This window comes from Pedobacter sp. G11 (assembly GCF_003860265.1).
Taxonomy (GTDB): Bacteria; Bacteroidota; Bacteroidia; order Sphingobacteriales; family Sphingobacteriaceae; genus Pedobacter; species Pedobacter agri.
The window spans coordinates 2,745,282-2,759,959 of the sequence record NZ_CP034190.1; the positions used below are offsets into that span (position 1 = coordinate 2,745,282).

The following is a 14,678-nucleotide window of genomic DNA, read 5'->3' on the forward strand; positions in this document are numbered from 1 at the left end:
ACACCGATACAGAAACACCAAACCCGGCTGCTGTTTCGGATTTAGCAATCACCAAAACAGTAAACAATGCCACGCCAAGTGTGGGTAGCAACGTAACCTTTACGATCACCGCGACCAACAACGGACCGAGCAATGCAACAGGGGTAAGCGTAACAGAGAACATCCCAACGGGATACGAAGTGGTAAGTGTTACGCCAAGTACCGGCAGCTGGACTGCACCAAACTGGTCGATCGGCAACCTGGCCAACGGCGCAAGCGCTACTTTAACGGTAGTGGCTAAAGTGAAAGCAACAGGCGTTTATGCCAATACGGTAACAATCAGTGGAAACGAAACGGATCCAACGCCGGGCAATAACACTGATACGGAAGAGCCGACACCATCAGCGGTAAGCGACCTTTCGATCACCAAAACAGTAAACAATGCCACACCAAGTGTAGGCAGCAACGTAACCTTTACGATCACGGCGACCAACAACGGTCCAAGTGCGGCAACGGGTGTAAGCGTAACAGAGAACATCCCAACGGGATACGAAGTGGTAAGCGTTACACCGAGCACCGGCAGCTGGACTGCACCGAACTGGTCGATCGGCAACCTGGCCAACGGCGCAAGCGCTACCTTAACGGTAGTGGCTAAAGTGAAAGCAACAGGTGTATACGCCAATACGGTTACAATCAGTGGAAACGAAACAGATCCAACGCCTGGCAATAACACTGATACGGAAGAGCCTATACCATCAGCGGTAAGCGAACTTTCGATCACCAAAACAGTGAACAACGCGACGCCAAGTGTAGGTAGCAACGTGACCTTTACGATCACGGCAACCAACAATGGTCCGAGCAATGCGACAGGGGTAAGCGTAACAGAGAACATCCCAACGGGATATGAAGTGGTAAGCGTTACACCAGGCACAGGCAGCTGGACTGCACCAAACTGGTCGATTGGCAACCTGGCCAACGGCGCAAGCGCTACCTTAACGGTAGTGGCTAAAGTGAAAGCGACAGGCGTTTATGCCAATACGGTAACAATCAGCGGAAACGAAACTGATCCAACGCCGGGCAACAATACCGATACAGAAACACCAAACCCGGCTGCTGTTTCGGATTTAGCAATCACCAAAACAGTGAACAACGCGACGCCAAGTGTAGGCAGCAACGTGACCTTTACGATCACGGCGACCAACAACGGTCCAAGTGCGGCGACAGGGGTAAGCGTAACAGAGAACATCCCAACGGGATACGAAGTGGTAAGCGTTACACCGGGCACCGGCAGCTGGACTGCACCAAACTGGTCGATCGGCAACCTGGCCAACGGCGCAAGCGCTACCTTAACGGTAGTGGCTAAAGTGAAAGCAACAGGTGTTTATGCCAACACGGTAACAATCAGCGGAAACGAAACGGATCCTACGCCGGGCAACAATACCGATACAGAAACACCAAACCCGGCTGCTGTTTCGGATTTAGCAATCACCAAAACAGTAAACAATGCCACGCCAAGTGTGGGTAGCAACGTAACCTTTACGATCACCGCGACCAACAATGGTCCGAGCAATGCGACAGAAGTAAGCGTAACGGAAAACATCCCATCGGGATACGAAGTGGTAAGCATTACACCAAGCACCGGCAGCTGGACTGCACCAAACTGGTTGATCGGCAACCTGGCCAACGGCGCAAGCGCAACCTTAACGGTAGTGGCTAAAGTGAAAGCAACAGGTGTTTATGCCAATACGGTAACAATCAGTGGAAACGAAACGGATCCAACTCCGGGCAACAACACCGATACGGTTACACCGATTCCAAAAGCGGTAATGGTTGATTTAAGTATTGTGAAATCAACGCCTTTAGTGATTAAATCAATTGGAGAACAGTTCAATTATGATCTAACCGTTCGTAACAACAGCACTAATCCTGCTACAGAAGTAATGGTAGAAGACGTACTTCCAAATGGCTTAGTCTTCATATCTGCTACAAGTAATAATGGTACCGTAGTTTACAATCCTGCGACCAGAACTTTAAGCTGGAACGTAGGACAACTGGCTGCCGGAGCGAGTGTATCTCTTAATTTAAATGTGAAGACTGATCAGGCAGGTGTAGTCGTAAATACTGCAACAGTAAGCAGTAAAGAAGAAGATACCAATCCAGCTGACAATACCTCTACTGCCACAAAGGAAATTCTTGGATTCAAGATTCCAAATGTAATTACACCAGATGGAGATGGTAAGAACGATACGTTCCGCATACAGGGCTTAAGTGCTTATCCTGAAAACAGTATGGTTATTTTCAATAGATGGGGCAATGAAGTATTTCATAGTGATGGAGCGTACCAGAATAACTGGACGGGCGAAGGATTGAATGCAGGTACCTATTATTACCTTTTGAAAATTAAGGATTCTAATGGTAACTGGCATGCACACAAAGGTTTTATTACGCTACTTAAAAAGAATTAATTCGAAAAGGATCAAAGATGAAAAAGGTAATAATGATAATCATGGCATTGACGATTGCGCAAGTTGCACGAAGTCAGCAGGATGCTCAGTTTAGTCAATACATGTTTAATGGTATCTATATCAACCCTGCTTATGCAGGATATAAAGAGCAGACCAATATTCATAGTTTTTATAGAAATCAGTGGACCGGTATAACCGGTTCACCAACCTCGATGAGCTTAGCAGTTGATGCTACGGCAAACGATGGAAATGTTGGTCTTGCGATGCAGGTTGCATCTGATAAATTGGGTGCACAAAGTACTTTATCAGCCTACGCAAACTATGCATACCGGATCAGGACAAATGCCGATGGCAGTTCGAGGTTGGCTTTTGGTTTAGGAATCGGTGTTATCCAAAATGGTTTAAATGGAGATCTGCTCGATCCATTGGACGCCGGAGATGTAGGCATTCCATTAGGAACAGAACGACATGTTGCCCCCGACGCAAGGGCAGGAGTTTTTTATGCCAATAACAGGTTTTATGCAGGGTTTTCTGTAGATAATTTAATCGCACAATATGTGATGCAAAATGGCAACATGAGCATTAATTTTCCTGTACCGAAGCCACATTACTATTTAACAGCGGGGATGTTGTTGCCTATCAATCAAAATGTTCAGTTAAAGCCTTCGTTTTTATTGAAAGATGATCAGGGCGGTCCAACCAGTTTAGACATAAATGCATTTTTTTTACTTTCAGAAAGAATCTGGCTAGGCGGAAGTTACCGCACAGCTGTTAAGCTTTACGATAAGAATTATTTGCAAAGGGATTTGGATAAAGACAATTCGATAGTGGCCATGACAGAATTATTTGCGAATCCACAATTACGAATTGGATATGCATTTGATTATAGCCTAAGTAAACTTCAGGGCTATAGTGGCGGTACGCATGAAATTTCGATTGGTTATTATTTTAAGCCGAAAAAAGTGAGGATGTTAACACCAAGATATTTTTAGGTTATGAAGTATATAATTAAATTAAACATGATCCTGGTGCTCGTGATCGTACAAGGACACTTTGCAAAAGCGCAATACGTTATCAAGGAAGCCGATGCACAGTACGATTTATATAATTATCAGAAAGCAATTGAACTTTATACCGCCGCCTATCAAAAGAAAAAAACACTTCATTCGGTGGAGCGACTTGCAGAAAGTTATCGGTTAACCAGAGATTATAAACAGGCCGAAAGCTGGTTTGCTATTCTGACTGCTATGGAAGGGGCGAAAAGTGACGCCACTTTGAAATATGCAGAAGCTTTGCGTCATAATGCGAAATATGCAGAAGCCAAAGTTCAGTTTAAAAAATACGCTGATATGGAGAAAGAAACCACAGTAGCTCAACGCCTGCTTTGGTCAGCTTCTTGCGATTCCGCTATAAAATGGATGCAAAACCCAAAGTTTGTAACCTTAAAAAACGAACAGGGTTTAAATTCGCCGCAGTCAGACTGGGGTGCGATTAAATATGGCAATGGTTTAGTTTTTACCTCCGATCGAACAAATGTTTCGGCTGAAGCAAAGGCCAGCAAAAACCGTCCTTTTTTAAAATTTGATGGCAGTAAATTGCCAGACCGAAATACTTATGGCTGGACAGGTAATGATTATCTCCGCTTGTATGAAAAAAGCACCGGTAACGATACTGTTGGTTTATTTCCAATTGATCCCGGTACCAATTACCACGTTGGCAATGCTAGTTTCACTCCGGATGTAAATGAAGTTTTCTTTACGTTAACAAGAATTCCTAACCGCATTGAGAGGAAAAAAGGAGCACCAACTACTGTAAATATTGAACTCTATTCGAGCAAAAAAGTATCAGGAGTATGGCAAAAGCCTGTGGCTTTTAGATACAATGCTGTAGATAGTTATTCTGTAGGTGATCCTCTGGTGACCGATAATGGGAATACACTTTACTTTGTTTCCAACATGCCAGGTGGAAAAGGTGGAACAGATATTTATAAATCCACAAGAAATGCAGACAGTACCTGGTCTGATGCACTAAACCTAAGTCAATATAATAGTTCTGGCAACGAGCGAACCCCAATGTTTGATGCAGAGGGTAACCTTTACTTTAGTAGTGATGGCTTTCCAGGTATGGGTGGTCTCGATATTTTCAAGGCGGTAAATAATGGGGTTCAAAACATGGGTTATCCCTTAAATTCTGCGGATGATGATTTTGCCTTTACTCTGCATTCGAAAAACGAAGGTTATCTTTCTTCAAACCGCGATGGTGGGATGGGGAGTGATGATATTTATAGTTTTGTAGAGAAACTAATATTGGCTTTCAAACTTGAAGGAAAAGTATTTGATAAGCAAAGCAATGAACCTCTTGCTAATGCAATTGTTAGTTTAACAGCTTCAAACGGCAATCCTCTTAAAGTAGCCACCAATTCCGATGGTAGCTTTAAGTTTGATTTAGATGCAAACATGGATTACAGCATTCAGGGAGAAAAAACCGGATATCGCGTAGCAAGTCCAGAGAATTTGACTACCAAAGGTTTAACAACCTCAACAGTATTAAGGAAAGACTTATACCTGGAGAAGATTTCAATCGGTAAAGCCATCAGGTTAGAGAATATTTACTATGATTTCGATAAGTCTAACATCAGGCCGGATGCGGCAATTGAACTTGATAAGCTCGTAAAGATTATGACGGAAAACCCGACAATCTGGATTGAGCTTGGATCGCATACTGACAGTCGTGGAAACGATGAGTACAATCAATCGTTATCACAGCGCAGGGCAAATTCTGCAGTTCAGTATATTATTGATAAGGGCATTGAAAAGAGCCGGATCACCGCGAAGGGATATGGAGAGAGCAGGTTGGTTAACGGCTGCTCAAACGGTGTTAAATGTAGCGTAGCTGATCATCAGTTAAACAGAAGAACAGAATTTACAATTACAAAACAATAAGTAATAAGGGAACAGCCTATGAATCAATGGCTGTTCCCTGATTTATCGCCCGAAACATTCAGTGCTTAAGCTATAGGATAATGAAAATACTTGTTGTTGATGATCATGAAATTTTTCGCTATGGCCTAAAATTAGTTTTGGAGTCGATGTGCCCAAACGCGACGGTATTGGAAGCAGAGAACCTAGACTGTGCAGTCAATATGATAGCCGCTCAGGATATGAGGTTGATTATCTTCAATGCGAATTTAACAGGTGCCGATAGATTAGAAGCACTTATTCGTTTTATTATCAAGGATTCGAAAGTAGTTATTTTTTCCTGCTATGATAAGAAACAGGAACTTCCGGGAACTTTATTATCTGCAGGTGCAAGTGCTTTTATTTTCAAAGATTCTTCACTTTTGGAAATCAAGGAATTACTCAGTGAATTTCTGTAATTTACGTTGCGCAATCCTACTTCTTTATTTTTTTTACCAAAGTCTCTACAATTCTTGGATAATGCAAATGTTCCAGCTGCTGACCTTTAAATTTGATCATCTCCAGATTATCCCCCTTATCAATTTTGTATCGGGCCTGATAAATGTACTCTCCTTCGTCGTAGTTTTCATCTACATAATGAATGGTTATCCCGCCTTCAGCTTCACCGGCAGCCATAACAGCATGGTGTACATGATCACCATACATGCCTTTGCCTCCAAATTTTGGTAAAATTGCGGGATGGATATTAATGATTCTACCTGGGTATGCCGCAATCAGGTTTTGCGGAATCAGCCAAAGGAAGCCTGCCAGAACAATAAAATCAATATCTAAATTTTTGAGTAAATCGATAACTTCATCTGTTTTATAAAACTCATGTTTGTCGAAAATATGACTTGGAATTTCAAAATTATCGGCTCTTTGAAGGACATAAGCATCGGCATTATTAGTTAATACCAAAGAAATTTCTGTGTCGTTACTTCGCTTAAAATGTTCCATTAGCTTTTGGGCATTGGAACCAGAACCGGATGCAAAAATGGCTATTCGTTTTTTCACTCAAAAATCGTTTTGCCCAAAAATAGTATTTTTACGCATGTTTTCTCTATAGAACTAAATTTTTATTGTGTTACGTAAAGGTGTTATTAATGAATAAATTAAATGTATTTTTGCATCCGTAAAAGGAGTAGATATTTTAGTGAATAAAAAAGTTAAATTCTTTTGTAATTTAAAAACATAAACTCTATATTTGCAACCCGAATTATAGGAAACGATTAAAGAAAAATAAAAGGCTAAATAGAAATGGCAAATCATAAATCTTCATTAAAAAGAATTAGAGCAAACGCAACAAAACGTTTACGTAACAGATATCAGGCAAAAACTACTCGTACTTTCATCAAGAGATTACGTGCTGCAGAAGATAAAAAATCTGCATCAGATTTATTGCCTAAAGTAATCTCTATGTTAGATCGTTTAGCTAAGAAAAACATTATTCACAAAAACAAAGCAGCTAACAACAAATCGAAATTAACGAAATTCGTTAACGGTTTAGCATAAGCTAACTTTTTTTACGATATTAGTAAATGGCATCCCAACCAAAAGTTGGGATGCCTTTTTTTTGCGTAAAAAATATGGAAGAATACGATCAAAAACTAGGAATAAAACTGTGGGCTGAAGAAGATCGGCCTAGAGAAAAGCTTTTGCAACACGGTCGCAGGCATTTAACTGATGCCGAATTGATTGCCATTTTAATTGGGTCAGGAAACCGGAACGAAACAGCTGTCGATTTAAGTAAACGGATCTTGGCCTTTTACGAAAATAATCTTACTAAACTGGGGAGGGCATCTATCCAGGATCTCTCTAAATTCAAAGGAATAGGCGAAGCAAAAGCGATTTCTATAGTTGCCGCATTGGAGTTGGGCTTACGAAGAAAGGAAACCCAGGAAGAACAACTTACGCAGGTGTCTGCATCAAGCGATGTTCATCGCTATCTACACCATACTTTTGCTGATCTTAATCATGAGGAATTTTGGATCTTACTCCTCAATCGATCCAATCATATTATTGGGAAACATTTAATTAGCAAAGGTGGCCAGGCGGGAACTGTTGCTGATCCAAAAATCATTTTCAAAGTTGCTTTAGAAAATAATGCGGCGAGTATAATCTTGGCGCATAATCATCCATCAGGAAACTTGAAACCAAGTGAAAGCGATAATAAAATTACCAGAGATTTGGTTGCATCAGGGATTATGCTCGGTCTTTATGTTGTTGATCATTTAATATTTGGCAATAATAATTACTATAGCTACAAGGATGATGATGTGATCTAAGAGATCGTATTACGTTGATCTTCACCCTGAGTTATTTCAGGGCCTTAATTGTATGGAGCTTATAAACAGTTGGTTGCTGATTCGGAAATTCAGAACAACATGAAGCGGTGGCGTTTAGCATCCTGTATAATAAGGCATATCATGTATAACAATTTGACTACTTAAAATTCAATTAACATGAAATTAGTATTATTGGCAAATTGAAATTAAACATCACATGAAAGCTTCTAAAATTATCTTTTCCTTATTACTTGTTTCTACGATTGCTATTGCACAACAAAAAGCTTCGCCTATCAATATCATCACCTATAACATTCGATTGAATGTTGCTTCTGATGGTATAAATGCCTGGCCGAACCGAAAGGATAATGTGAAGGCCTTGGTTAAGTTTCATGATGCAGATATTTTATGTGTGCAAGAAGCCTTGCCCGAACAATTTGATGCCTTGCTGGAAAATTCAAATTTTGATGTGGTAGGTGTGGGGCGTGAGGATGGAAAACGTAAAGGCGAATTTTCTGCAGTCTATTTCGATAAAGATCGTTTTACCAAAAAAGATGGCGGTACTTTCTGGCTTTCGGAAACACCAAATGTGCCATCTAAAGGTTGGGATGCTGCATTGAACCGCGTTTGTAGCTGGGTGCGCCTTTACGATAAATCTAATAAAAAAGAGTTTCTGGTATTCAATACGCATTACGACCATGTTGGCGTAAAAGCCAGGATCGAATCGGCAAAACTAATCAAACAAAAAATACAGGAAATAGCGCCTAAATTACCAGTGGTTTTTACCGGCGACTTAAATGTTACACCGGAAACCGAAGCTATTGCAACAATAAAATCATTTTTAACTGATGCGAAAGAAATCACTCAGGAGCCGGCTTATGGACCAGAAGGAACTTTTAACGCTTTTGATTTCAACAGCGATTTGAAAAACAGAATCGATTATATTTTTGTAAACAAAGGTTTTAAAGTTCAGAAATTTGCAGTTCTTTCTGATAGTAAAAATAAAAGATACCCGTCTGATCATTTACCAGTGTTTGCCAGATTGTGGTTTTAGTTTTTACTATAGACTTCACAAGTCACTGCAAATTTTCTTGTTCATCGAGTTTAGCGTTAGGAGAAAAGATTTTGGAAAGCCATTAATTCGGAATACGCTTTAATTTGCTATAATGCATCAAGATTTCGTGTTTAGCTTTCGGCTTTAGGCTTTAAATAATATCTTTGCGTTTTAAAATTCTTTTACTGATGTTTCAGACTTTGAATGTCTCAAATCTCAGATCTAGAATCTCAAATCTCATTAAATGAAAATATCATATAACTGGTTAAAACAATTCGTTCAAATTGATAAAACGCCACAAGAGCTTTCCTTAATCTTAACAAATGTTGGTTTAGAGGTAGAAAGTGTAGAAAAAGTGCAACCTGTTGTGGGCGGCTTAGAGGGCTTAGTTATTGGCGAAGTTTTAACATGCGTTCAACACCCTAATGCCGATCGTTTGCGTGTAACCACTGTTAACGTTGGCGGAAAAGATAATCTTCAAATTGTTTGCGGAGCGCCAAATGTTGCTGCCGGACAAAAAGTAGTGGTGGCAACTGTCGGAACTACTGTTTATCCCTTAGAAGGCGAACCTTTTAAAATCAAAGAATCCAAGATTAGGGGAGAAGTTTCTCAAGGAATGATTTGTGCTGAAGATGAAATTGGTTTGGGAAAATCTCATGATGGTATTATGATTTTGTCAGGAGATACCGAAATTGGAGTTCTTGCTAAAGATCATTTTAAGTTGAATGACGATTTTGTTTTTGAAATCGGCTTAACGCCAAATCGGGCAGATGCAGCCTCTCATTTAGGGGTGGCCAGAGATTTAGCAGCCTATTTTAGAAGTGAATATGAAATGCCGGATTTATCAGCTTTTAAAACTGATAATGAAAATTTAGTTATCCCGGTAGAAGTAGAAGATGCAGCTGTTTGTCCGCGTTATAGCAGTGTTACCATTTCCGGGGTAAGCGTTACCGAATCTCCAGACTGGTTAAAAGATAAGTTAAAAGTTATTGGTCTTCGTCCGATTAACAACGTGGTGGATATTACCAACTATGTGTTGCATGGTTTAGGACAGCCGCTTCATGCCTTTGATGCTGATAAAATTGCAGGCGGAAAAGTAATCGTTAAAAAAGTTGATGAAGGTACGCCATTCACAACACTCGATGATGTAGAACGTAAGTTAGATGCCGATGATTTAATGATTTGTAATGCTGCTGCGCCTATGTGTATTGCGGGCGTATTTGGTGGGAAAACATCTGGCGTTGATAGTGAAACTAAAAATATCTTCCTGGAGAGTGCTTATTTCAATTCTGTTTCGGTACGAAAAACAGCAAAAAGACACGGATTGAAAACTGATGCATCGTTCCGTTTTGAGCGTGGAACAGATCCTGAGATTACGGTCACCGCTTTGAAGTATGCCGCATTGTTAATCAAGGAAGTAGCAGGAGGCGAAATTTCATCTTCGATTTCTGATATTTATCCGAATCATATCCGCCCATTTGAGTTTGAAGTTAGCTATACCAATATTAATAAATTGATTGGAGCAAATATTCCATCTAATGAAATTAAACATATCATCACAGCTTTAGGTATTGCGGCTACCAGTACTTCTGATGATACGCTGGCATTGAGGGTTCCTTCTTTCAAAGTTGATGTAACCCGCGAATGTGATATCACTGAAGAGGTGTTACGAATTTATGGTTATAATAATATAGAAATCCCATCGAAAGTAAATGCATCACTTTCTTACAGCGTGAAGCCGGAGAAAGAAAATACGCATAATACGATTGCAGACCTGCTTACCGCAAATGGCTACGCGGAGATTATGTGTAACTCATTAACCAAATCAGCTTATTCAAAAAATCTGGATGAGGCCGTATTTGTGCTGAATCCGCTGAGTAGTGATTTAAATGTAATGCGCCAAAATCTGTTGATGCCGGCTCTGGAAAGCGTGGCTTATAACCAAAACCGTAAAAATGCTGACGTAAAGTTTTATGAGTTCGGTAAAACGTATCACTTAATTAATGAGAAGTATGTCGAACGCCCGAGACTGTTATTGTTAATCTCTGGGGCAAAACAAAGTGAGCAATGGAATCAAAATTCAAAAGCAGCTTCTTTTTATAATCTAAAATCAGCTGTTGATGCCATCATTTCCCGTTTGGGTATTTCAGGTTATCAAACCGATAGTTTGAATGATGAAAACTTCGCCTATGGCTTAAAATATTTCCGTGGAGATAAAACCCTGGTGAGTTTTGGTGCAGCAAGCAAGGCCGATCGAAAGGTAGCAGATGTGAATGCCGAAGTTTTCTATGCAGATTTTGACTGGGCGGGAATACTTGATATTGTAAAGAAAAATAAAATCGTTAATAAAGAAATTTCTAAATATCCGCAGGTGCGGAGAGATTTGTCTCTGTTGATTGATCAGGTCGTAACATTTGATACGTTAAAAAGTATTGCATTCAAGACGGATAAAAAACTCATCAAAGAGGTTGGTGTTTTCGATGTTTATGTAGGTGATAAATTGCCGGATGGGAAAAAATCTTATGCCCTGAATTTTATTTTACAGGATGAGGAGCAAACCCTGACCGATAAGCAGATTGAAAATACTATGCAGAAGTTAATTGCGAATTTAACCCAGCAAGCGGGCGCAGAAATTAGGAAATAAAATATAAATTCGTATTTTTAGAAATAAATTCATGACTTCTGTTGCAGATCAATTAGATAAAGTATTAGAAAAAACAGCTCGATTAATTGAGTTATGTAACGCTTTACAGGAAGAAAATGATTTATTAAAGCTTGAAAATCAGTCGTTAAAAGTTGCCGTTGATACCTCAAAAGCCAAAACTGCAGACCTTGAAGAAAAACTAAGGGTAACAAAACTGGCTAAAAGTATTGAAGGAACAAGTGAAAAGTCGCTTGACATTAAGCAAAAAATTAACGATTTTGTGCGGGAGATTGATAAGAGTATCGCATTACTTAAAAAATAAATAATGCGAAGAAATCAGAAACTAAGCTAACAAATGGGAGAAATCTCGATTAAAATAACCATTTCCGACCGTATATATCCTTTAAAGGTGAATACGGAAGAGGAAGAAATTGTGAGACGGGCGGCTAAAATGATCAATGAGCGCATAAAAGATTATCAAGATAATTATGCGGTTAGAGATAAGCAGGATCTTCTTTCTATGGCAGTTTTGCATTATGCAACCGCCGTATTGAGAACGGAAAATAAAGTACAAAACCAGGATACTGCCGTTGCTGATAAAGTTGAAGAATTGGATGTTTTACTCAACGGTTTTTTTAAAAAATAAGGTTCGTTCTTTGCAAATATCATGATAATGATATAACTGATTATATTCAGTTCAATAGTTGCACATTAGCATAAAGACATAGCCGCGGCTAGTTTTTTGAGTTTCAAATTTATAAAACTTAACACTTCAATATCTATGGGGTTAAGAGGGCGTATTTCATCTGCTATGGCACCTGAAAATGGCTTAAATCCCAATTATGCTTAGTTGAGGTTTAAAATGATGAGACTTTAAAAAAATTAGCTGCGGTTTTTTTTTACTTAAAAAACAAAATGGAGATAACGGAAATTCTAGGATACATATTTGCCCTAATAGCAGGCTTAGGTATCGGTATAGCGGTGGGCAGGTTCCTACTACGCAACTTGTTAAAAGGGCAGGAAGTTGCTGCTCAAAACAAGGTTAAAAAGATTTTAAAAGATGCAGAGAACAACGCAGAAATCTTAAAAAAGAACAAGCTTTTAGAAGCCAAAGAAAAGTTTTTACAACTGAAAGCAGAGCATGAACAGGAAGTAAATGCTAAAAACAATACGATCAACCAACGTGAAAATACCATTAAGCAGAAAGAGCAATCGGTAAATCAGCGTATGGAAAACTTCAATAAAAAAGAACAGGAACTTGATAAGCAAAAAGGTAACCTTGAAAAGCAAACTGAATTGGCTGTTAAGAAGCAGGAAGAAGTTGAAGTATTGAAAAATCAGCACCTGAAACAATTGGAAACCATCGCTGGTCTTTCGGCTGAGGAAGCTAAAGAACAATTGGTAGAAAACTTAAAGCAAGAGGCTCGTACGCAAGCCATGATGCAGGTGAAAGACATTGTGGATGAGGCGAAATTAACGGCCAGCAAAGAAGCTAAAAAAGTTGTGATTCAGACCATTCAACGTACCGCTACAGAGGCTGCTATTGAAAATTCGGTTTCTATTTTTCATATTGAAAGTGATGAAATTAAAGGTCGCGTAATTGGTAGAGAAGGTAGAAATATCCGTGCTTTAGAAGCGGCTACCGGTATTGAGATTATTGTAGATGATACCCCTGAAGCGATCATTTTATCTGGATTTGACCCGGTAAGAAGAGAGATTGCCCGTTTAGCTTTACACCGTTTGGTAACCGACGGACGTATTCACCCGGCCCGTATCGAAGAAATTGTAGCCAAAACCAAAAAGCAAATTGAGGATGAGATTGTAGAAATCGGTGAGCGTACTGTGATCGATTTGGGTATTCATGGTTTACACCCTGAATTGATTCGTATGGTGGGACGCATGCGTTACCGCTCGTCGTATGGTCAGAATCTTTTGCATCACTCACGTGAGGTAGCAAACTTCTGTGCAACCATGGCGGCAGAATTAGGCTTAAATGCGAAAATGGCCAAACGTGCCGGTTTGTTACATGATATTGGTAAAGTGCCTGATGATAATCCTGAATTGCCTCACGCAATTTTAGGTATGCAATTGGCTGAAAAGTATAAAGAACATCCAGAAATTTGCAATGCTATTGGTGCCCACCACGACGAGATAGAAATGACGTCGATGATTTCACCAATTGTTCAGGCTTGTGATGCCATTTCTGGTGCCCGTCCGGGAGCGAGACGAGAGGTAGTGGAAAGCTATATCAAACGTTTAAAAGATTTGGAAGAACTGGCATTATCTTACCCAGGCGTGGAAAAAACTTTTGCGATTCAGGCAGGTAGAGAATTACGTGTAATTGTAGAAAGTGAAAGAATTACAGATGCACAAGCCGAATTACTGGCTGCAGATATTTCAACCCGTATTCAAACGGAAATGACTTATCCTGGTCAGATTAAAGTTACGGTGATTCGTGAAACACGTTCAGTAGCATTTGCAAAGTAATTGATTATTCGTCATGGCTTGAATATTTTACATGGCGAAGCAATAAATATTTGAAAGCGATGGTCTTCCATCGCTTTTTTTGTTACTAGCTTTCCTTCATGGATTATAAATTCTCTTACTAAATCTTATCACAATGATTTATTATTTCGTGATTGTAGGCTAGATTGCTCCATACCTCACAATGATGATATGCCATAACAGTATCTTCAACATTTTTTATAATTTTACATCATGAGCAAGCCAACTATCCAAATTGAACCTAAGCGCCCTGTTGATGTACTTTTTGACAAGTATGCAGAGAGCCATCAAAATCCGACCAATAAACTAGTCCACTGGATTTGTGTTCCCTTGATTGTATTCAGTTTATTGGGTTTAGTTTGGCAAATTCCATTTCCTCATATCGGTTTTTTAGGTAGCTATAACGGCTTTTTTAACTGGGCATCATTTCTTTTGGCTTTTAGCTTATATTATTATTTTACGTTATCTCCTGTATTATTTTTTCTCATGATTTGGGTAGTGGGCCTCATGAGTTATGGCATTGTTAAAATTGAACAAGCTGTGGGTTTGGGTAGCGGAACTGCTTATGCCATTTATGCTGCCATATTTGTAGCCGCCTGGGTAGGGCAATTTATCGGGCATAAAATTGAAGGTAAAAAGCCCTCATTTTTGGATGATGTTAAGTTTCTGTTAATCGGCCCAATTTGGTTGTTGCACTTCATCTGCAAGAAAACAGGTATCAGGTACTAACCGGAAAGTAGCTAACATTAAATTAACCTTTAGCTAAACAAAGCTTAATTAACATCTAAC

13 protein-coding genes are annotated in these 14,678 nt (G+C 39.5%); 12 read left to right on the forward strand and 1 reads right to left on the reverse strand.

Annotated features, from left to right (window positions below; genetic code table 11):
• From EA772_RS22070 to EA772_RS11905, 4 genes are all read left to right on the forward strand, one after another.
• Positions 1-2,444: gliding motility-associated C-terminal domain-containing protein (locus tag EA772_RS22070; protein ID WP_168187531.1), on the forward strand; the 2,444-nt coding region annotated here is incomplete at its 5' end.
• Positions 2,445-2,461: 17 nt separating this feature from the next.
• Complete coding sequence (locus EA772_RS11895; protein ID WP_124913456.1) at positions 2,462-3,436, forward strand: type IX secretion system membrane protein PorP/SprF; 975 nt, start codon at positions 2,462-2,464, stop codon at positions 3,434-3,436.
• A gap of 3 nt (positions 3,437-3,439) precedes the next feature.
• Positions 3,440-5,386: an OmpA family protein gene (locus EA772_RS11900; RefSeq protein ID WP_124913457.1), complete on the forward strand. Its 1,947-nt coding sequence runs from the start codon at positions 3,440-3,442 to the stop codon at positions 5,384-5,386.
• A gap of 80 nt (positions 5,387-5,466) precedes the next feature.
• Positions 5,467-5,820 (forward strand): response regulator, encoded by a 354-nt coding sequence (locus EA772_RS11905; protein ID WP_124913458.1) that lies wholly within the window; start codon positions 5,467-5,469, stop codon positions 5,818-5,820.
• Between the two features lie 16 nt (positions 5,821-5,836).
• Here the strand turns inward: EA772_RS11905 and EA772_RS11910 are convergent, their stop codons facing one another.
• Positions 5,837-6,415, reverse strand: a complete 579-nt coding sequence (locus tag EA772_RS11910; protein WP_124913459.1) for a phosphoribosylglycinamide formyltransferase — start codon at positions 6,413-6,415, stop codon at positions 5,837-5,839.
• 243 nt (positions 6,416-6,658) lie between these two features.
• Here EA772_RS11910 and rpsT point away from each other — a divergent pair, with 243 nt between their 5' ends.
• The 8 genes from rpsT to EA772_RS11950 all read left to right on the forward strand — a co-directional run bounded on the left by rpsT (position 6,659) and on the right by EA772_RS11950 (position 14,618).
• Complete coding sequence (rpsT, locus tag EA772_RS11915; protein WP_010603296.1) at positions 6,659-6,913, forward strand: 30S ribosomal protein S20; 255 nt, start codon at positions 6,659-6,661, stop codon at positions 6,911-6,913.
• A 74-nt stretch (positions 6,914-6,987) separates the two neighbouring features.
• On the forward strand, positions 6,988-7,686 hold the full coding sequence (gene radC / locus EA772_RS11920; protein ID WP_116170256.1) for a DNA repair protein RadC: 699 nt from the start codon (positions 6,988-6,990) through the stop codon (positions 7,684-7,686).
• Between the two features lie 217 nt (positions 7,687-7,903).
• Positions 7,904-8,740 (forward strand): endonuclease/exonuclease/phosphatase family protein, encoded by an 837-nt coding sequence (locus EA772_RS11925; RefSeq protein WP_124913460.1) that lies wholly within the window; start codon positions 7,904-7,906, stop codon positions 8,738-8,740.
• A gap of 244 nt (positions 8,741-8,984) precedes the next feature.
• Entirely contained in the window at positions 8,985-11,384 is a 2,400-nt protein-coding gene (gene pheT, locus EA772_RS11930; protein WP_124913461.1) for a phenylalanine--tRNA ligase subunit beta, read from the forward strand.
• 31 nt (positions 11,385-11,415) lie between these two features.
• A complete protein-coding gene (locus tag EA772_RS11935; protein ID WP_124913462.1) occupies positions 11,416-11,706 on the forward strand; it encodes a hypothetical protein in 291 nt (96 codons plus the stop codon).
• Positions 11,707-11,739: 33 nt separating this feature from the next.
• Positions 11,740-12,030 (forward strand): cell division protein ZapA, encoded by a 291-nt coding sequence (locus tag EA772_RS11940; RefSeq protein WP_010602423.1) that lies wholly within the window; start codon positions 11,740-11,742, stop codon positions 12,028-12,030.
• Between the two features lie 269 nt (positions 12,031-12,299).
• On the forward strand, positions 12,300-13,871 hold the full coding sequence (gene rny, locus EA772_RS11945; RefSeq protein ID WP_010602424.1) for a ribonuclease Y: 1,572 nt from the start codon (positions 12,300-12,302) through the stop codon (positions 13,869-13,871).
• 231 nt (positions 13,872-14,102) lie between these two features.
• The gene (locus tag EA772_RS11950; protein WP_124913463.1) at positions 14,103-14,618 is read left to right on the forward strand and encodes a DUF962 domain-containing protein; all 516 of its coding nucleotides are present in this window, start codon (positions 14,103-14,105) and stop codon (positions 14,616-14,618) included.
• The last annotated feature ends 60 nt before the right edge of the window (positions 14,619-14,678 follow it).

What these genes read in the sequence shown, in the direction of transcription:
- EA772_RS11895 (WP_124913456.1), top strand. Translation starts at nt 2,462, where the DNA reads ATGAAAAAGGTAATAATGATAATCATGGCATTGACGATTGCGCAAGTT.
- EA772_RS11900 (WP_124913457.1), top strand. Translation starts at nt 3,440, where the DNA reads ATGAAGTATATAATTAAATTAAACATGATCCTGGTGCTCGTGATCGTA.
- EA772_RS11905 (WP_124913458.1), top strand. Translation starts at nt 5,467, where the DNA reads ATGAAAATACTTGTTGTTGATGATCATGAAATTTTTCGCTATGGCCTA.
- rpsT (WP_010603296.1), top strand. Translation starts at nt 6,659, where the DNA reads ATGGCAAATCATAAATCTTCATTAAAAAGAATTAGAGCAAACGCAACA.
- radC (WP_116170256.1), top strand. Translation starts at nt 6,988, where the DNA reads ATGGAAGAATACGATCAAAAACTAGGAATAAAACTGTGGGCTGAAGAA.
- EA772_RS11925 (WP_124913460.1), top strand. Translation starts at nt 7,904, where the DNA reads ATGAAAGCTTCTAAAATTATCTTTTCCTTATTACTTGTTTCTACGATT.
- pheT (WP_124913461.1), top strand. Translation starts at nt 8,985, where the DNA reads ATGAAAATATCATATAACTGGTTAAAACAATTCGTTCAAATTGATAAA.
- EA772_RS11935 (WP_124913462.1), top strand. Translation starts at nt 11,416, where the DNA reads ATGACTTCTGTTGCAGATCAATTAGATAAAGTATTAGAAAAAACAGCT.
- EA772_RS11940 (WP_010602423.1), top strand. Translation starts at nt 11,740, where the DNA reads ATGGGAGAAATCTCGATTAAAATAACCATTTCCGACCGTATATATCCT.
- rny (WP_010602424.1), top strand. Translation starts at nt 12,300, where the DNA reads ATGGAGATAACGGAAATTCTAGGATACATATTTGCCCTAATAGCAGGC.
- EA772_RS11950 (WP_124913463.1), top strand. Translation starts at nt 14,103, where the DNA reads ATGAGCAAGCCAACTATCCAAATTGAACCTAAGCGCCCTGTTGATGTA.